The following is a 19271-nucleotide window of genomic DNA, read 5'->3' on the forward strand; positions in this document are numbered from 1 at the left end:
CCTACCCTTACTCTTCGTCTAATTCTTCTAATTGATTAATTAGATCGGTTAATTTTTGATCCTCTTTATAAGTACTATCTGTGTATTGCTTAATTTGGTCTAATTTTTCATTACGTTGAATAAAATTATGATACAAATTCAACTTATCTTCATAATCTTCTAAAATTTTTTCTGTTCGTTTGATATTATCATAAACGGCTTGCCGACTAACATCAAAATTGTCCGCAATCTCACCAAGTGAAAAATCATCACCATAGTACATGGCCATATATTCAGCCTGTTTTTTAGTTAATAATGACTCATAAAATTCAAACAATGCATTTACTCGATTTGTTTTATCAATCGCCACTAAAAAAACTCCTTCGTTTTTGTTTCATTCAGTCCTACTTAGAAGGGTACCGATTTTAGCCCTAAACGTCAATAGCAAAAAGAAGTCCGATTAGTTTAATCTGACTTCTAAGATTATTCTTCTGTTGATTCAGGTTGTTCTTGAATAAGTCCTTTAAACAAACCATAAATGAAATCTTCTGCATTAAAATCACGTAAGTCATCCATTTGCTCACCTAATCCAGCAAGTTTTACTGGTAAATGCATTTCATTACGAATGGCTAACACGATACCACCACGAGCAGTTCCATCTAGCTTAGTTAATACAATACCACTCACATCAGTTGTTTCTTTAAATTGTTTAGCTTGGATTAAAGCATTTTGACCCATTGTTGCATCCAAAACAAGTAAAACTTCATGAGGTGCATCTGGAATTTCTCGAGAAATGATTCGTTTAATTTTATCTAATTCATTCATCAAGTTAACTTTATTCTGCAAACGACCAGCTGTATCAACTAGTAAAATATCGTAATCTTCTTCTTTGGCACGTTTTACCGCGTCAAAAATAACAGAGGCTGGATCACTTTTTTCTGGTCCACGAACGATATCGACATCAACACGACGGCTCCATTCAGCAAGTTGTTCTATTGCACCCGCTCTAAATGTATCTCCAGCAGCTAAGAGTACTTTTTTGCCTTCTTCATGATAACGGTGTGCTAGTTTCCCAATAGTTGTTGTTTTACCAACGCCATTAACACCAACAAATAAAATAACAGTTGGACCTGATTCAGCTTGCGCAATAGAATTATCTTCGTCTTTACCCTCTGATTCATACAAATCTACCAATTTTTCAATAATTGCTGCAGAAACAGCATCTGGATTGCTTACATTTCTTAATTTAACTTCTTCTTGTAACTCACGGCTAATTTTCATAGCCGTTTCAAATCCAACATCAGCTTCAATTAAAGTTTCTTCTAACTCTTCAAAAAAATCTTCATCGACTGTTCTAAAATTAGCAAACAGTGAGTTTAAGCGTTGTCCAAAGGTTTTTCTTGATTTTTCAAGGCCTTTATCATATTTTTCTTGTTCAGATGATTCTGGTTCTTCACCTGTAAAAGCTTGCTTAATTCTACTAAATATTCCCATCTGTAGCGCCTCCTAATCTTTTATTAGTATATCAAACCGTTTTGTCTAATGATACCGAAACCATTTTAGAGATACCAGACTCTTGCATTGTAACACCATACAAAATATTAGCTTCAACCATTGTTCCATTTCGATGCGTTATCACAATAAATTGCGTTTCTTGATGAAATGATTTTAGATAACTAGCAAATCGAGCTACATTTGCATCGTCAAGCGCAGCTTCTGCTTCATCCAAGATACAAAAAGGAACTGGTTTTACTCTTAAAATAGCAAATAGTAGCGTAATTGCGGTCAAAGCTTGTTCTCCGCCAGAAAGTAAACTCAAACTTTGAACTTTTTTACCAGGCGGCTGCGCTAGAATATCAATTCCAGTTGTTAAAAGATTTTCTGGATCAGTTAATTCTAATCTAGCTTTACCACCACCAAACATAACAGGGAATATCTCCTCAAATTTCTTAGAGATATCAATAAAACTAGCTTTAAATCTTTTTTCAACTTCAGTATCCATATCCATCATAGTTTTCTTTAATTGTTCATCGGCTTCTAATAAATCATTTTGTTGGTCTAATAAGAATGAGTAACGTTCATTAACTCTTTCAAATTCATCAATCGAGGCCACATTAACCTCACCAATTTCTTTTAGCCCTTTTCTCAATAATTTTTGTTGCGCCAAAATTTGTTCAAGAGGTTGCTGACTTTCTAATTTTTCAGCCTCTTCAAAAGTCTGTTGAAAATCACTAGCTAGCTTAGCTAGAAACTCATCAAGCGACTCATTAAGTTGTTGTTGTTGATTTTCAGCTTTGATTTTATCTGCAATAATATTTCTCTGCAACTCAGATAAACGAGATAAATGGCTATTTTCTTCAGTTAAAGTTTGATTAATATTAGTTCTGTTCTTTTTAAAATCAGCTAACTTTAAATCGGCTTCTTCTGCTTGCCTTTGAAATTCTTGTAATTCTTTTTGGATATCTTTTTCTTTCACCTGACTATTTTCGGTATTTCTGAGTAAGTCTTGATGTTGTTGATTTATCAATGTAGCTTTATCAACTAATTCCTGAATATCGTTATTCAGCAGCATAACATTAGCGTGTTGCTGTTTTAATTGTTCTTGGAATACTAATAAACTTTCACGATGGTTTTGTTTCTTAACTTGTTGCTGCTGTTCAAATTGATTACTATTTTTTAATTGTAAGTCAATATCAGAAATATCATTATTTGCTACTTGTATTTGTCGTGCTAATTCAATAATTTTTTGTTCATTGTCTTTAAATTTTATTTGGTTATTAATTTTATCAGTTTGATTTTTTTCAAATTCATCATATTTTTCAGTCGTTTTAAGTTCTTGCTGTTCTAAAATTAACCGACTAGTTGTTAATTTAGATTGTGTTGTTTGATATTGACTTTTTAAATCAACAACAATCAATTCAAGCGACTCGATCATTTCTTTTTGCTTTTCAACAGTCACTCTAGCTTCATTGCCACGAACTTCACGAGCCTCTAATTCTTGTTGCATTTTTTGGATACTTTCATCTAATTGTAGAATAGTTTGCTTCTGATTTAACAATCCACTGGTATGTTGCTGTTTACCACCAGTTATTGCACCACCTGCATTTATTACTTCTCCAGTCCGTGTGACAACTTTAACTCGATGATTCAAATCACGACTAACTTTAATTGCCGTATCCATATCTTCAACGATAATTGTTGTCCCTAGCAAATACTGACTAATTTCAATAAATTGAGGTTCAACTTTAATTAACTCTGACGCAATACCGATGACTCCTTCATACTTTAAGACGAAACGTTGTGCATCACCGATAGAACGTCCCTTAATAGCTGAAATAGGCAAAAATGTTGCCCGACCAAATTTATTATCCGTTAAAAATTTAATTGCATTCTTTGCAACAGACTCTTCTTGCACAACTACCTGTTGTAATTGCGCACCCAATGCTGTCTCTATTGCTTGATTAATTTCCTTTGGGACCGTAATTAATTCTGCCACTGAACCATATAAACCAGGAAACTTATTTTTTTCTTTTAAAATTGCTTTAACGCCTTGATAATAGCCGTTATAACTATTTTGCGTCAAAAGTAGATTATCCTTTTTATTTTTCGCCTGTACTAAAACGTTTGATGCTTCAAACCATCTACGTTGCTGTGCCTCGTAAGAATCGTTATTTTTTTTCAAGGCAATCTTTAATTTAGCTAATTCTTTTTCTTCATTAATTAATTTATTATCAATCAAATTAAATTCAGTTTTTTTAGTTTTAAAATCGTTTTTTGCTTGTGTTAAATACTCTTGTTCAGTAGCTAATAAGTCATCATTAACCTTAGCCTGTGAATCAAAATTTAATGTTTTTTGTAAAAACTCATTCTCACTTTGTAATCGTGTACGTTGTTGAATAGTATCATTAACAACGCGCCTTAATTCTTTTGAACGATCTTGTCCAGAAATATCCGCTGTTTCTAACGTTTTATCAATCGCTTCAATAAACATGTTCTCATCAGTAATATTTTTCTGTAAAGCTAATGACCGCTTATCTAAATTAGCTAATGACTCTTGTTTCAAAATAATTTGTTCATTCACCGATTCTTGTTCTTTTTTTAATTCTGTTATTTTTTGCTTTTCAAAATCTTTTTTTTGAGTTGATATATTACTTTGACCCATCAACCGTTCTTTATTAATTGTTAAATCTAATAGTTTGTTTTGTGTATGATCAATCATTTTTTCAATATTCTCTAGTTCTGAGCGATAACCTGCAATTTCATGTTCTTTTACAGTGACCTTAGTCTTATAATCACTATCCATTTCAAGTAACTTATCTAACGAATGTGTGACATCCCTTTTTAGTTGCGATTGCCTTTTAATTTCTTTAACCAACCGACTAAGTTCTAACTCATCAAATTGCTTTTTTTGAGATAAATAATCCTTTGCCAAACTACTTTGCTCACGTAAAGGTTCAACTTGTCCTTTAAGTTCAAAAATAATATCAGAAACCCGGTTAAGATGACCTTTTGTTTCTTCTAATTGGCGAGTGGCAATATTTTTTTCTTGTTTATATTTTAAAACACCAGCAACTTCTTCAATAATCGAACGTCTGTCTTCGGGCTTACTATTAAAAATTTCAGCAACTCTACCCTGAGAAATGATTGAAAATGACTCTTTTCCAAGACCAGTATCCATGAATAGATTGGTTATATCTTTAAGACGACACTGCTTTTGATTAATTAAAAACTCGCTGACACCATCTCTAAATAATCGTCTTGTAACGGTTATTTTTTCAGGATTATCTTGAATATAAAAATCAGAATTATCAAAAATAATACTAACTTCAGCACGATTAACTGCTGATCTGTTCCCTGAACCAGCAAATATAACGTCAGGCATTTTATTTCCACGTAAATTTTTGGCTGATTGTTCACCAAGTACCCAGCGAATTGCTTCAATAATATTACTTTTACCGCTACCGTTAGGACCGACAATACCAGTCATCCCGTCTTTAAATTCAATTGTTGTTTTGTCTGCAAATGATTTAAAACCATTAATGACTAAAGACTCTAATTTCATCCGTCACTAACCCCCTGAACATTTTTACTTTCTGAGTAATCCTAATGCATTACTTGCTGCTTGTTGTTCTGCAACTTTTTTAGAATGTCCTGCCCCTTGTCCAATGATTTTGCCATCAGCACTGACAGACATAACATATTGTCTGTCATGCTCTGGACCAAGGTCATCAACAACATCATAGGTAATGACAACATCACCATCTTTTTGTAAAAACTCTTGTAGCGACGTTTTATAATCCATAACATGGTCAAACCAGCCTAAGTCTAATTTTGGAAAAATAACTTTCCTGATAAATGTTTCAACAGCTAATTTACCTTGATCTTGATAAAGCGCTCCTACAAAAGATTCAAAAATATCACATAATAACGCAGGTCTTTGACGTGCATTTGATTTTTCTTCACCTTTACCTAAACGAATAAATTCATCAAATCGGCATTCTTTAGCAAATGCGCTGAAACTCTCTTCACATACCATTGCAGCTCTTAGACGCGTTAATTTCCCTTGTGGCAGCATTGTATACCGCTGATATAAATATTCTGAAACTGTTAATTGTAAAACAGCGTCTCCTAAAAATTCAATTCGTTCATAAAATTTTAAATTTTCTTTGGGATGTTCATTTACATATGATGCCTGTGTGAATGCTTCATCTAATAAATCCGTATTCACAAATTTAATATTAAAATCTTCTGCTAACATTTCATTTAAACCTTTAATCATTATTATCCTCCGTTATTATCATTATTGCTCTTACAATTATACCTGTTTTAATCACTAAAAGGTACTCCATACAAAAAAAGCGCTGACAAATATCATTGTCTAACGCTTTTAATGAACGATTTAATATACGTGTTGAATTATTATTTTTGGTTAGCTTTAATAAAAGTGACAACGTCTCCGACAGTTGTTAAACTTTCTGCATCTTCATCAGAAATTTCTGCACCAAATGTATCTTCAAGTTCTAAAACGAACTCAACAACATCAATTGAATCTGCATCTAAATCCTTTTTAAAATCTAAGTCATTCGTAATTTTTTCTACTGGCAAATCAAAATGTTCGTCTATAATTTTAACAATTTTTCCAAAAATTTCTTCTTCTGTCATTCCAATAGCCTCCTTTTGAATCATGACGTAATTTTAACCATTTTTCAGAGAAATGTCTAGTTAATTTTATTTTCACTAGTTTCCTTTTCAAAATAGTTAACAATATTAGGTACTACATCTGTATTAACCATATCATTGATTTGGTTAATTGTGTAATAAACAACTTCAGCCTTACTTGATCCATGTGATTTTACAACTGGTGCTTTAATACCTAGTAAAACCGCACCGCCATACTTAGGTGAATCCATTTTATTCTTCAATTGTTTTAAACTTGGTTTCAGTAAAAGTGCACCAATTTTAGCACGCAAGCCACCACTCATAATGGCACTTCTGAGTAATGAAAACATTCCTAAAGCTGTCCCTTCAACGGATTTTAAAACAGCATTACCTGTAAATCCGTCAGAAACAACAATATCAGCTTTACCAGAAAGCAAATCATTAGATTCAATATTACCCACAAAATTTAATTCGGTATCGTTTTGTAATAATTGGTACGCTTCTTGCGTCACTTTGTTGCCTTTATGTGGTTCTGTCCCATTATTTAATAAACCAATTTTAGGATTACTAATATGGCGAACATTTTTAGCGTAATAGTTACCTAAGACAGCATATTGATGCAAGTGTTCAGGTTTACTATCCGCATTGGCTCCAGCATCTAATAAATTTACAGTATTATCACTAGAAATAACTGGCAATGTTGCTAATAAACCAGGTCGTGGAATACCCTTAATACGGCCAATTATAAACAAACCAGCAGCAAGTAGTGCCCCTGTATTACCGCATGAAAATACGGCATCATTCTCACCATCTTTAACAGATTGAGCTGCTAAGACCATTGATGCTTTTTTCTTTGAACGAATTGCCTTAACTGGTTCATCATTCCCATCAATTTCCTCATCCGTGTGAACAATTGTGATATTTTTATCATCTTTTAAGAATTCACGAATTCTTTTTTCATCTCCGTACAACGTAAATTGAATGGTGCTATCTTCGTCTCTAGCACGTTCAACGCCCTCGACGATTGATTGCGGTGCAAAATCGCCGCCCATTGCATCAACTGCTAACTTCATAATTATATTCTCCTAACTTATTTAATCGAATTTTAAATCTGTATTTTGATGGTTTTTTAAATAATCGTTTAGTGGTTTAAATTCAGGATTACTTTCAAAGTCATCTCTAAAAACTATTTCGTGCGCTTCTTGTTGGGCCACTTGTAATGCATTGATATCACCTATGGGATCACCGATTTTAAAATCAGGTATTCCAGATTGCTTACGGCCTAATACATCGCCAGCACCTCGCAACTCTAAATCTTTTTGCGAAATGACGAAACCGTCTGTTGTCTCTGTCATAATTTGCATGCGCTGTCTTCCAAAATCATTTTTAGGATCAGCAATTAAAATACAATAAGATGCTTTCTTACCACGGCCAACCCGACCTCGTAATTGATGTAATTGCGCTAACCCAAACCGTTCAGCATTATGAATCATCATCACAGTAGCATTAGGTACATCAACGCCGACTTCGATAACCGTTGTTGAAACCAATATTTGATATTTATTGGCCTTAAAATCGGCCATAATCTGATCCTTTTCATCATTCTTCATTTTGCCATGCAGTAATCCAACTTTATATTTTGGCTCAAATATTTCTTTCATATTTTCGTATAAAGCTAATGCATTTTTTAAATCTAGTGTTTCAGATTCATCAATTAGTGGTGTAATAATATAAGCTTGTGAGCCTTGAATCAACTGTTCTTTAATGAGATCGATTCCTTTACCTACTTGAGAACTCTTTAACCAAGATGTCGAAATAGGTTGGCGTCCTGCAGGTAGTTCATTAATCGTAGAAACATCCATTTCGCCATAAGCAGTGATTGCTAGCGTCCTAGGGATTGGCGTGGCCGTCATTGCTAAAACGTCCGGTTCAGCCCCCTTCTCTCTTAAAATGCGACGTTGATTCACACCAAATCGGTGTTGCTCATCAGTAATAACTAATCCAACGCGACTGAATGACACATCAGGTTGAATAATCGCATGTGTTCCAATAATTAAATTAACCTCACCTGATTCAAGATGTGCTAATAGTTCACGTCTAGCTTTAACTTTCATTGACCCAGTTAAAAGTGCAACATTAACTGGGAAATCTGCGAATAAGGTAGCCATGTTATTGGCATGTTGTTCAGCTAATATTTCTGTTGGCGCCATTAAAACGGCTTGATAGCCCGCCGTAATAGCCGCGTACATCACAATTGCTGCAACAATTGTTTTACCTGATCCAACATCACCTTGAAGTAATCGATTCATATGGATTGGTTGTTTCATGTCTGAACAAATTTCATTAACGACTCTTTTTTGAGCTGCCGTTAATTCAAATGGTAACGTCTGAATGAATTTTTTCAATTCATTATTTTGATAGTTAATTTTAATACCATCATTTTTAGTATCATTTCTTTTAATATACTGTAATTTCAATTGAAATAAAAAGAACTCTTCAAAAATAGCCGTCCGTTTGGCATCATGAAAATCTTTTTCATCCTGTGGAAAGTGAATATCATGTAACATCGTCTTACAATCAATTAAACGATACTTTTTAATCAGGTCATTTGGTAATATTGAATCAATTTGATTCGCATATTGCTCAAATGCTTGTGTAATTAACTGTCGAATTGCCGATTGATGAATATCTTTGGAAGAACGATATATCGCTGATAACCTATCATCATTTTGCTTCGTCAATAACTTCATCCCAGATAAACTTTTTCTTTTATCATCCCATTTACCATACACAGCTACTTCTTTACCAATCTCAAATTGTTTTTGCAAAAAAGGCTGATTAAAAAAACTAACGGTTATATTATCACTATCAATTAGTAATCTAACGTTTAACAGATTTCTTTTCTGACCAAACCGAATTAAAACTGGTTCAGAAGAGACAATTCCTTTTAGAGTTACTTTTTCTTGATCAGTAATTTCAGATAATTTTTTTGCTTTTAAATCGTCATAACGATACGGATAAAATGTTAATAAATCTATGATTGTATTAATTCCTAATTGATTAAGTGCAGTCAATTTTTTAGGCCCAACACCAGTTAAAACACTAACTGAATCATTCAATGATGACATTATGATACCTCACTTTCTACGGAATATAAAAAGCAGGAGAGAACATAGTCTCATCCCACCTTTACTTTTTACTATTTATTCAACTGAAATTAGGTATGGATAGACCGGTTGGTCTCCTTCGTGAATTTCGACTTCTAAATCTTCATCAATTTCATAAATGGCTTCTTCGATTTCTTTAGCTTCGTCCTCAGAACCGTCTTCACCCACAATAATTGTGATAATTTCGCTGTCTTCATCCAACATTTCTTTAGTCATTTCAATTGCAACTTTTTTACGATCATTATCGGTTACTTTGATGCTACCATCAATAATACCCATATAATTATCTTTTTTAATCTCAATACCTTCAATTGTTGTATCTCTAACTGCAATTGTTACTTGACCAGAAGTTACTGTATCCAAGTTTTCAATCATAGCATCTTTGTTTTCTTCTAATGTACTATCAATATTAAAACCAAGCATTGCTGTCATTCCTTGAGCGATTGTACGACTTGGTACAACAACTGTTGGAACTGTTGAAACTTCAACAGCTTGTTCAGCAGCTAAGAAAATATTTTTATTATTAGGTAAAATAATCACATTTTTAGCTTTAGTTGCTTCAATTGCCTTAACAATATCTTCCGTACTTGGATTCATTGTTTGACCACCACTTAAAATATAAGAAACGCCTAAACTTTTGAAAAGTGTCGCAACACCAGAACCAGATGAAATTGAAATAACTGCAATTTCGCTAGGTACTGCAGTTTCACTTGTTTCTTCAGTCTCTTCTTCATCATTTTCCAAAATTGTCTCATGTTGTTGACGCATATTATCAACCTTAACTTTGATTAATGAACCATAATGTTGACCATAAGTCATCACTTCACCAGGATTTTCTGTATGTACGTGAACTTTAACAACTTCATCATCGGCCACAACAAGAAGAGAATCACCAATTTCACTTAAATGATTTCTAAATTCATCATAATCAAATTTACGATCAACTAAACGACCAGCACCCAATTTAAGCATGATTTCTGTACAATAACCAAATTTAATATCTTCAGTACTTAATTTACTTTGAACACTCTGATGGTGACTGGCATTAACCATTTCATCCATTTCTTTTTCATTTGGTTTGTATTCTTCACTAATTGTTTCCTTACCAGTTAAGGCATCAAAGAAACCTTCATAAACAAATGTTAATCCTTGACCACCTGAATCAACAACACCAACCTCTTTTAAAACAGGTAATAAATCCGGTGTTGTTGCTAATGCTTTTTTAGCAGCTACATAAGTTGCTTCCATAACGACGATAACATCATCGCTCTCAGAGGCAGCTTTATTTGCAGCCTTAGCGGCTTCTCTTGCAACTGTTAAAATAGTTCCTTCAGTTGGTTTCATAACGGCTTTATACGCGACTTCTACGCCACCTGTCAAAGCATCTGACAAATCAGTAGCAGTTAAAACCTCTTTAGCTTGGATCCGTTTATAAAAGCCTCTAAAAATTTGTGATAAAATAACGCCTGAGTTGCCTCGAGCACCCATCAGTAAACCTTTAGCTAAAATCGAAGATAGTTCACCAACATGTTCAGAAGGTGAATCTTGAACATACTTTGCCCCACTTGCGAACGAAAGGTTCATATTTGTACCTGTATCACCATCTGGCACTGGAAATACATTCAATGAATTAATAAATTCGGCATTTTTAGCCAATCGTTGTGAGCTAATTTGGACCATTTTTCTAAATTCTTGGTCCGTAATTTTCGTAACAGTCACTTCTTTTTCCTCCTTGGTCACTACTAAAATAGCTAGTTACTAATCGCCTAGTACGCGAACGCCTTGTACTAACACGTTAACTGAATTAGCAGATACACCTAGCATTGTTTCTAAATTATACTTCACTTTTTCTTGAACATTACGACAAACTTCAGATATTTTTGTGCCATAGCCAACAATAATGTAGACATCAATAGCAACACCATTATCTTCCTGGCGAACAACAACACCTCTAGAATAATTATCTCTTCTTAAAATTTCATTCACATTGTCACGAATTTGGTTTTTACTTGCCATTCCGACAATCCCAAAAATTTCAGTTGCGGCACCGCCGACAACTGTCGCAATAACTTCATTATCAATATCAATCGTACCGAATTGCGTTTTGATCTTAACAGCCATAAGAATAGCCTCCTTATATTTTCACACAATCAATAAGAGTATTTTATCATAGGATATGGTAGAATAAAAGAAAAATAGCATCTAAGAAAATTCTATTCCCCTACCTTCGGGAATTTCAAGCTGTCAAGCAAATTTACTTGAAAGAAAAGTATTGCATTATATGGCTAAATATGATATTTTTGTTTAGGTAAGTAAGCATAGCTTTGCTTTTTAAGTGAATTGCAGAGGAGGATATGAATATGGCAAAAGATTTTATTACAGGACGTAAGACTACTTTCGGTAAGAAACGTTCTCATGCATTGAACCAAACAAACCGTAGCTGGAAACCTAATTTACAAAAAGTTCGCATCTTAGTTGATGGTAAACCTAAAAGAGTTTATGTATCTGCTCGCGCTTTAAAGTCAGGTAAAGTTACCCGTGTTTAATTCAATTTAAAAAGACTCAGCATTTATGCTAAGTCTTTTTTTTTGCTCTATTTTTCGTCATCACGACTTTGAATCACAATAATAATACCAGATTCAAAACTAAACTCACCTGTATCCCCCATAAATTCATTACTTGCTAATGAAATCGGGTTCACAAAATTAATTTGATTCAATGTATACTTCTCATCTATTAAACTCAATTTTTTAACTGGTGACAGTGGAATAAATGCAAGATATTTTTTATCATCTTCTTTTATTAACTGATACTTACCAGATTTAAAGAATCGAATTGAATTTTGTTTATCAACTAAACAAATTTTTTCAAACATTGTATTAAATGGCTCTCTAAAAATAAAAAACAAATTAGCCAATAAATGATCAATTCGACCACCTGTAGCGCCATAAATCGTCACTGAATCAAACTCAAATTCAGATATGGCTTCTCTCAAAGCAAATTCAGTATCTGTATCATCTTTTTCAGGATTAGCTATTTTAATTTTTTTACTATGATTAGATACTAAATTAAATTCACTTTCAGTCATTGAATCGAAATCACCAATCGATAGCTCAGGTGTAATACCTAGTTTTATTAATCGCAATGCACCTCTGTCAACACCAATCCACGGTCCACGAACGTTACCATCCACTAATTCCTTAGGCCACTGTTCCTTAGGTCCACCGACTAAGATATTGAGTTTCATTTGGTTGCTTCTCTTAACTTATTAATTTGTTCAGTTGGATTATCACTATTGTAGATGTATGAACCAGCTACTGCGACTGTTGCACCACTATCAAGACATTCCTTAATCGTTTGATCATTAACACCACCATCAACTTCAATATCAAAATCATAATTTTGAACTTGTTTGATACGGTCTAATTGGTCAATTTTACGTTTCATTTCTGGAATAAATGATTGTCCCCCAAATCCAGGGTTAACAGTCATCACTAATACTTGATCAACAAGTGGCAAAATTTGTTTAATTGTCTCTAGGGATGTTCCTGGGTTAATAACCACTTCAGCTTTCACACCTAATTTTTTAATATGTTGAATAACACCAAAAATATGGGGAGTTGATTCAACATGAACCCCAATAATATCAGCACCTGCCGCAGCAAATTCTTCAATATAAGATTCTGGATTTTCTACCATCAAATGACAATCCAAAACCATTTTTGTTAATGGTCTAATTGCTTCAACGACGTTTGCACCAAAAGTTAAATTAGGCACAAAATGGCCATCCATAATATCAATATGTAAATATTCTGCACCAGCTTGATCAACAACTTTAATATCCTTTTCCAAGTTTGCAAAATTAGCGCTTAAAATAGAAGGTGATAATTTCATTTTGGTCATCTCATTTCTTATAGTTTGGTTTTTGATCAACAATTAATTGATTAAATTGTAAATAATTTTTGTACCGACTCTGTAATAAATTACCTTGTTCAAGTGCTGCTTTAACTGCACATTTAGGCTCCTTAATATGCAAACAACCTCTAAATTTACAGCCAACAGATAGTTCATTTAATTCTGGAAATAACTTTGGTAACTCTTCTTTTGACATATCAAATAAATCAAAAGAAGAAAATCCAGGTGTATCAGCAATTAGCCCACCTGCAATAGGCATTAATGTTACCTTACGAGTAGTATGTTTACCACGATGTAAGGCTTTTGATATCTCAGCCGTCTGCAACTCCAACTCTGGCATAATTTTATTTAGTAATGTTGATTTTCCTGCACCAGTCTGACCCATTACGACTGCAATTTTACCCGGAAAGGTATCTTGTAATTCTTTAACCACAACATCTTCATTTTTACCAAATGGAAAAAATGTTGGATAGATTTGACTATAAGCTTCAATAATACTGCTTATTTCAACTACTTTCTCTTCAGGAATTAAATCGCCCTTTGAAAAGTATAAGACTGGCTTAACATGATGCGATTCTAGCATAATTAATTGTCTATCTAATAGATTGCTTGAAAATGCTGGTTCAACACATGACGTTACAACAATTGCTTCATCAATATTAGCTACTGGTGGTCGAATTAAGCTGTTTTCTCGATCATGAATATTAAGAATATAGCCTTCTTTTTTATTTTCAGCTTTGAAGTCAACCCAATCGCCAACTAGTGGTGCCTGGTTAGAATTTCTAAAATTACCTCGAGCCCTTGTTCGATAAGTTTCGCCTTCGACATCAACGTCGTAAAAGCCACTTAATGATTGTCTAATCTGACCTGTTACCAATAAATTAACCTCCTTTAACTGGACTCATGTAACCGTTTTATATGATTAATTAAAAAATAGATTAGAAGTTTACCCTCTAATCTAATTTTACCACATCTTTTATTTAATTTTTAGTTACATTATCATTTTCCGCAATTACTTCACCATCACGCAAAATTTTATATTTTCCTGCTTTTCCAGAATCTAAAACAAATGATAATTTAAAATCAGTATCTTTTGTAATTGTTTTCCGTTCATAAATATCATCAATGTTATGTGTTTTGTCTTCAATATAAATTTCAATAGCATTTTCATCTGCTTTTGATTCTGAAGAACTTGAACTAGAGCTGGAACTATCATCTGACGACGAGTCTTTGTCCTCATCCGTATCTTTTTCTTCATCAACTGAACTTGAACTTTCTGACACAATTGATTTGAATGGAACAGATATAGTCCTGGTAAATTCATCAGTTGTGACTTTTTTTCCTTTAGAAATAACAACTGATAATCGATCACCTTTAGAAAAAGAGCTTCCTTCTGCTGGTGATTGTTTAATAACTTGACCTTTGTCAACTGAATCTGAGTAGGCCTCGCTAATTGTCAGATTACCACCTAATTCGCTTGTATAATCCTGAACACTTTTTCTTGTATATCCTGTTAAATCTCTAAGTGTATACACTTTAGGACCTGAACTAACTGTCAATGTAATCACTGTATCACTCGGAACTACCTTATCACCCGCTGTGACATCTTGCGCCATAATTTCATTTTCAGTCACAGATTCTGACTCTTCCGTTTCTTTTTCAACTTTAAAGCCATCATTTTCTAACGTTGTTTTAACATCCTCATAATTACTACCAACGTAATTCTCGATTGTTATCTTAGCTTTTCCCTTTGATACCATTACATCAACCTGATTTTTTTCTCGAATTATTTCATTCTTCTTAGGTGTTGAATTAATGATATTACCACTATCAACGGTTTCACTATTTGTTCGAGTAATTTTACCAAGTTTCAAATTTTTGTCTGCTAAATTTGATTTTGCTTCACTAACTGTCATTCCGCTTAAATCAGGGACCTTAACTTCTTTTGGTGAACTCATTGCAAGAATCGCACCACCCAGAATAAGAGCGACAAAAGCAAAAATGATTGCGCCGATAGTCCATTTTTTACGACGACTCATTTTCTTTTTCGTATCTTTTTTTACATCTGGTTCCTGATTCGGACTAAGTGTTTCTACAGTCTGCTTATCAAATACCGGCAATACTTTAGTTTCACCACTGATAACCTCTTCAGGCTGCCACTTTGCCACATTTTTTTTAGCCAAAGATTCTCGCAAAGCAATTGACATTTCTCCAGCAGATTGGAACCTATCTCGCGGTACTTTACTTGTTGCTTGTAAAACAACATTTTCAAGAGACTGCGGAATATTAGGATCAAATTCCCGAACAGATGGCACATCACTTTGAAAATGTTTTAGGGCAATTGAAACAGCTGTTTCACCTTCAAAAGGAACTCGCCCAGTTAACATTTCATACAAAATAATACCAAGCGAATAGATATCAGATTGTTTTGTTGCCATGCTACCTCTAGCCTGTTCTGGCGAAAGATAATGAACAGAACCCAATAAAGTATTAGTTTGTGTTAACGAATGATCAGCCAATGCCACAGCAATACCAAAATCTGTAATTTTAGCATTACCATCTGCATCTATTAAAATATTTTGTGGTTTTAAATCACGATGAATAATACTGTGATCATGTGCTACTTCTACAGCTGATAAAATTTGAGTCATAATATCAATCACAACTTGATATGGAATTGGGAACCTTTTTGCTATATATGTTTTTAAATCATGTCCCGGCACATATTCCATGACCATAAATTGCAGTCCGTCTACTTCACCGACATCATAAACATTCACAATATTTGGATGAACCAATTCAGTTGTTGCCAATGCCTCACGTTTAAAACGTCTAACAGTATCTTGATCATCCCTTAAATCGACTCGCAATACTTTAACAGCTACTGGTCGATCCAAAATTAAATCAGTCGCAAGATAGACATTTGCCATGCCACCTTCGCCTAATGAATTTATTATTTTATAACGTTCATTAAAAATTGTATCAGGTTTCATTACACTATCCCCCGATCATTGCTAACCAGGAGTGCGGTAATGTTATCTAATCCGCCTGCCTTATTGGCCAATCTAATTAATTCCGAGCCTTTTTCTTCAACAGTTGTAGTATTTTTTAAGACCGTCTTGATTTCATCATCAGAGACCATATTAGTTAAGCCATCTGTGCATAATAATAATAAATCACCCGACTCAGAATCATTAACCGCAATATCAGCATCAGCATCTGACGAGATACCTAAACTTCTTGTAATCATATTCTTTTGCGGATAATTTTTAGCATCTTCTACGGTTAGTTCGCCACGCTTAATTAATTCATTCACTACTGAATGATCTTCAGTTAATTGATAAAGTTCTTTGTCACGTAATAAGTATCCTCGGCTATCACCAATATTGGCAACAATATATTTTTCTTCAAAGAATATGGCACATACCATTGTTGTGCCCATACCTGAAAGATCTTCATATTGATTAGACTTTTCAATAATTTGTTTATTTTCCATCTCTACTTCTTTGGTTATCCATTTAATTGCATCACTGGGCTGGCTAAAATTAGTTCCTTCAAATCGAAATCCCATGTGTGAAACGGCCATTTCTGAAGCAACATCTCCGCCCAAATGACCACCGATACCATCTGCAACCATCACAAAAGAAATACCACTTTTATTGTGAAAGACACCGACGTAATCTTCATTATTTTCTCTGACACTACCTACATCTGTTTGATAGGCAACTTTCATTCTTACACCTCGAGTCTAAAGTTGTTTTTCTAAACATGTAATGAAAAATCCATCTGAATGATAATCATCCGGATAAATAGTTAATTCTTTATCGTCTCTATTTTCTTTTAATGCCAAAGCAGTTGGCGTTTCAATCACTTTAAATTCAGGATGAGTTTCAACAAACTGGTTAACAACATCCTTATTTTCAATATCTAAAATAGTACATGTACTATAAGTTAAGCGACCACCTTTTTTCAAAGTTGGTGCCACTTTGTCTAAAATAGCTAATTGAATTTTTTGTAAATTATTTGAATCAGCTAATGTTTTTTCATATTTAATTTCTGGTTTACGACGTAATAATCCAATTCCAGAACAAGGTGCATCAACAAGAATTGAATCAAAATATTCATTATCAAATTCTTCTGAAATTAAACGTGCATCTAATACCATCTCCTCAACAACACTAGATAAACCTAAACGTTTAGCATTATCACCGATTAATTTAACTTTGTGTGCATGAATATCTAACCCTACAACTTCACCAAATAAAGTTTCATCTAGGAATGATGCAATATGGGTTGTTTTTCCACCTGGTGCGGCACATGCATCTAAAACTTTATCACCTGGTTGAATATTCATTGCGTCAGCAACTAACATTGCACTTTCATCTTGAATCGTAATTAACCCATCGTGATAAACGCCACTATCAGGAGCAAATCCATTAGTCACTAATAACCCAACTGGTGAAACTTGACTACGTTTCACCTCAAAGCCTTCATTTTCCATTTTTTCAATGACTTCTTCGACAGTTGCTTTAGCTGTATTTACTCTAACAGATTGATCAGGTGCTTCATTGATTGAAGCCAACAAATGTGTCGCTTTTTCTAAGCCTACTTGTTTAATTAATTCGTTTACCAACCAAACTGGTGTACTACTTTCAATACTCAAACGTTCAATATCATCTTTAATTTCAGAAACAGGACGGATACCTTCACGCTCAATTGCATGTAAAACACCAGTAACAAATTTACGCGTACCTGCATGGCCTTTTCGTTTTGCAATTTCAATTGATTCATTAAAAATTGCGCGAGTTGGAATTTTATCAAGATAATGCATCTGATAAATGGCACTCAATAGTAATTCTTGAACCCAATTATCCATTTTGCTAGGATTTTTAACAAATGGTGCCAACCAATATTCTAAAGTGAGACGTCTTTGGATAACACCGTAAACTAGTTGTGTTAATAAATGAGCATCCCGAACTTCCATATGATTATTCTTAATCACTTGGTTCAACGCAATATTTGAATACGTCCCTTGTTTAGCAACTCTTGTTAAAAGATCAACTGCTAAGAATCGGGGTGTCGTTTTTAAATCAGTTGTCATACATCAATCACCTGTTGTCCTTCTTTTATTCCTTGCCCACTACCGTTTAGGTAGTCGACAATGGTTTGTTTTGATTTACCATCTGGTTGAAGCGAATTAATAGCTAATACGGTCCCATCACCACAAGCAATTTCAAGTGATTTTTTAGCTACTTCAACTACTTTTCCAGCAGATAAAATAGTTTTTTTATCTAGTACAGTTATATCCCATATTTTAGTTCTCTTACCCTTTAAAATCGTATATGCACCAGGTACCGGTCTTAAGCTACGAATTTTCCAGTCTATTTCATTAGCCGTTTTTGAAAAATCAAGGGCTTCTTCTTCTGGTTTAATGGTAGGTGAAAAGGTTACTTTATCTTCATTTTGTGGTGTTGATTCACTTGTACCATCAATTAGTTTTGGTAATGTTTCAAGTAATAGTTCCTTACCTAATAAACTTAATTTTTCAAACATTGAACCAGTATCATCATTATTTTCAATTTTAATTGCACGACGGCTAATAATATTTCCAGCATCCATTTTTTTAACCATATAAATAATGGTAATACCTGTTTCTTGTTCACCATTCATAATAGCATATTGAATTGGTGCGCCACCACGATATTTAGGTAATAGTGAACCATGGACGTTTATTGCACCAATTTTAGCAGATTCTAATAATTTTGTTGGTAAAAATTGTCCAAATGCTGCAGTTACCAAAAAATCGGGTGCCATTGCAATTACTTTGGCCATTTCATCGCTGCCACTTAATTTTTCTGGTTGTAATACCTCAATACCATGTTTTACTGCAACTTGTTTTACTGGTGATTGCGTTAAAATACGTTTTCGCCCAACCATTCGATCTGGTTGTGTCATAACAGCTTTCACGTCATAGCCGTTTTCAATTAAACTTTCTAAAATTGGAGCTGAAAATTCTGGTGTTCCCATAAATACAATTGACGTCATAATATC

17 protein-coding genes are annotated in these 19271 nt (G+C 33.8%); 1 reads left to right on the plus strand and 16 read right to left on the minus strand.

The features are described 5' to 3' along the window. Positions 1–7 precede the first annotated feature (7 nt). The 9 genes from AC1RPR_RS02785 to AC1RPR_RS02825 all read right to left on the minus strand — a co-directional run bounded on the left by AC1RPR_RS02785 (position 8) and on the right by AC1RPR_RS02825 (position 11426). Positions 8–349: a putative DNA-binding protein gene (locus AC1RPR_RS02785; RefSeq protein ID WP_409022601.1), complete on the minus strand. Its 342-nt coding sequence runs from the start codon at positions 347–349 to the stop codon at positions 8–10. 113 nt (positions 350–462) lie between these two features. Further along, positions 463–1473, minus strand: coding sequence for a signal recognition particle-docking protein FtsY (ftsY, locus tag AC1RPR_RS02790; RefSeq protein ID WP_481761266.1), 1011 nt, complete (start codon positions 1471–1473; stop codon positions 463–465). Positions 1474–1504: 31 nt separating this feature from the next. Continuing rightward, positions 1505–5041, minus strand: a complete 3537-nt coding sequence (gene smc, locus AC1RPR_RS02795) for a chromosome segregation protein SMC (protein WP_481761265.1) — start codon at positions 5039–5041, stop codon at positions 1505–1507. Positions 5042–5065: 24 nt separating this feature from the next. Further along, a complete protein-coding gene (gene rnc / locus AC1RPR_RS02800) occupies positions 5066–5758 on the minus strand; it encodes a ribonuclease III (RefSeq protein WP_481761264.1) in 693 nt (230 codons plus the stop codon). A 140-nt stretch (positions 5759–5898) separates the two neighbouring features. Next, positions 5899–6141 carry an acyl carrier protein gene (gene acpP, locus AC1RPR_RS02805; protein WP_409022605.1) on the minus strand — a complete coding sequence of 81 codons (243 nt, stop codon included), beginning with the start codon at positions 6139–6141 and terminating at the stop codon, positions 5899–5901. Positions 6142–6197: 56 nt separating this feature from the next. After that, on the minus strand, positions 6198–7211 hold the full coding sequence (gene plsX, locus AC1RPR_RS02810; RefSeq protein WP_481761263.1) for a phosphate acyltransferase PlsX: 1014 nt from the start codon (positions 7209–7211) through the stop codon (positions 6198–6200). 21 nt (positions 7212–7232) lie between these two features. Next, positions 7233–9269 (minus strand): ATP-dependent DNA helicase RecG, encoded by a 2037-nt coding sequence (recG, locus tag AC1RPR_RS02815; RefSeq protein WP_481761404.1) that lies wholly within the window; start codon positions 9267–9269, stop codon positions 7233–7235. 72 nt (positions 9270–9341) lie between these two features. After that, positions 9342–11024: a DAK2 domain-containing protein gene (locus AC1RPR_RS02820; RefSeq protein ID WP_481761262.1), complete on the minus strand. Its 1683-nt coding sequence runs from the start codon at positions 11022–11024 to the stop codon at positions 9342–9344. 39 nt (positions 11025–11063) lie between these two features. Then, positions 11064–11426: an Asp23/Gls24 family envelope stress response protein gene (locus AC1RPR_RS02825; protein ID WP_057973455.1), complete on the minus strand. Its 363-nt coding sequence runs from the start codon at positions 11424–11426 to the stop codon at positions 11064–11066. Between the two features lie 239 nt (positions 11427–11665). Here AC1RPR_RS02825 and rpmB point away from each other — a divergent pair, with 239 nt between their 5' ends. After that, the gene (gene rpmB / locus AC1RPR_RS02830) at positions 11666–11851 is read left to right on the plus strand and encodes a 50S ribosomal protein L28 (RefSeq protein ID WP_057973454.1); all 186 of its coding nucleotides are present in this window, start codon (positions 11666–11668) and stop codon (positions 11849–11851) included. Positions 11852–11898: 47 nt separating this feature from the next. On the opposite strand, the gene AC1RPR_RS02835 is transcribed toward rpmB, so the two are convergent. The 7 genes from AC1RPR_RS02835 to fmt form a co-directional block, all read right to left on the minus strand. After that, entirely contained in the window at positions 11899–12552 is a 654-nt protein-coding gene (locus AC1RPR_RS02835; RefSeq protein WP_481761261.1) for a thiamine diphosphokinase, read from the minus strand. Beyond that, the gene (gene rpe, locus AC1RPR_RS02840) at positions 12549–13199 is read right to left on the minus strand and encodes a ribulose-phosphate 3-epimerase (RefSeq protein WP_409022609.1); all 651 of its coding nucleotides are present in this window, start codon (positions 13197–13199) and stop codon (positions 12549–12551) included. Before rpe ends, AC1RPR_RS02835 begins: the two co-directional genes overlap by 4 nt. 10 nt (positions 13200–13209) lie before the next feature. After that, positions 13210–14097 (minus strand): ribosome small subunit-dependent GTPase A, encoded by an 888-nt coding sequence (gene rsgA / locus AC1RPR_RS02845; RefSeq protein ID WP_481761260.1) that lies wholly within the window; start codon positions 14095–14097, stop codon positions 13210–13212. A 103-nt stretch (positions 14098–14200) separates the two neighbouring features. Continuing rightward, positions 14201–16213 carry a Stk1 family PASTA domain-containing Ser/Thr kinase gene (gene pknB, locus AC1RPR_RS02850; RefSeq protein WP_481761259.1) on the minus strand — a complete coding sequence of 671 codons (2013 nt, stop codon included), beginning with the start codon at positions 16211–16213 and terminating at the stop codon, positions 14201–14203. Then, a complete protein-coding gene (locus tag AC1RPR_RS02855; protein ID WP_481761258.1) occupies positions 16213–16953 on the minus strand; it encodes a Stp1/IreP family PP2C-type Ser/Thr phosphatase in 741 nt (246 codons plus the stop codon). The genes pknB and AC1RPR_RS02855 overlap by 1 nt, the downstream gene beginning before the upstream one ends. 15 nt (positions 16954–16968) lie before the next feature. Next, on the minus strand, positions 16969–18321 hold the full coding sequence (rsmB, locus tag AC1RPR_RS02860) for a 16S rRNA (cytosine(967)-C(5))-methyltransferase RsmB (RefSeq protein WP_481761257.1): 1353 nt from the start codon (positions 18319–18321) through the stop codon (positions 16969–16971). Then, positions 18318–19265 (minus strand): methionyl-tRNA formyltransferase, encoded by a 948-nt coding sequence (fmt, locus tag AC1RPR_RS02865; RefSeq protein WP_481761256.1) that lies wholly within the window; start codon positions 19263–19265, stop codon positions 18318–18320. Before fmt ends, rsmB begins: the two co-directional genes overlap by 4 nt. Positions 19266–19271: the final 6 nt, after the last annotated feature.

It is taken from the genome of Dellaglioa sp. CoH-57-MRSF-22, from assembly GCF_056781895.1.

Bases quoted from the DNA above. Each gene is read 5' to 3' on its own strand.
- ftsY (WP_481761266.1), bottom strand. From the start codon at position 1,473: ATGGGAATATTTAGTAGAATTAAGCAAGCTTTTACAGGTGAAGAACCA.
- smc (WP_481761265.1), bottom strand. From the start codon at position 5,041: ATGAAATTAGAGTCTTTAGTCATTAATGGTTTTAAATCATTTGCAGAC.
- rnc (WP_481761264.1), bottom strand. From the start codon at position 5,758: ATGATTAAAGGTTTAAATGAAATGTTAGCAGAAGATTTTAATATTAAA.
- acpP (WP_409022605.1), bottom strand. From the start codon at position 6,141: ATGACAGAAGAAGAAATTTTTGGAAAAATTGTTAAAATTATAGACGAA.
- plsX (WP_481761263.1), bottom strand. From the start codon at position 7,211: ATGAAGTTAGCAGTTGATGCAATGGGCGGCGATTTTGCACCGCAATCA.
- AC1RPR_RS02825 (WP_057973455.1), bottom strand. From the start codon at position 11,426: ATGGCTGTTAAGATCAAAACGCAATTCGGTACGATTGATATTGATAAT.
- rpmB (WP_057973454.1), top strand. From the start codon at position 11,666: ATGGCAAAAGATTTTATTACAGGACGTAAGACTACTTTCGGTAAGAAA.
- AC1RPR_RS02835 (WP_481761261.1), bottom strand. From the start codon at position 12,552: ATGAAACTCAATATCTTAGTCGGTGGACCTAAGGAACAGTGGCCTAAG.
- rpe (WP_409022609.1), bottom strand. From the start codon at position 13,199: ATGAAATTATCACCTTCTATTTTAAGCGCTAATTTTGCAAACTTGGAA.
- pknB (WP_481761259.1), bottom strand. From the start codon at position 16,213: ATGAAACCTGATACAATTTTTAATGAACGTTATAAAATAATAAATTCA.
- AC1RPR_RS02855 (WP_481761258.1), bottom strand. From the start codon at position 16,953: ATGAAAGTTGCCTATCAAACAGATGTAGGTAGTGTCAGAGAAAATAAT.
- rsmB (WP_481761257.1), bottom strand. From the start codon at position 18,321: ATGACAACTGATTTAAAAACGACACCCCGATTCTTAGCAGTTGATCTT.
- fmt (WP_481761256.1), bottom strand. From the start codon at position 19,265: ATGACGTCAATTGTATTTATGGGAACACCAGAATTTTCAGCTCCAATT.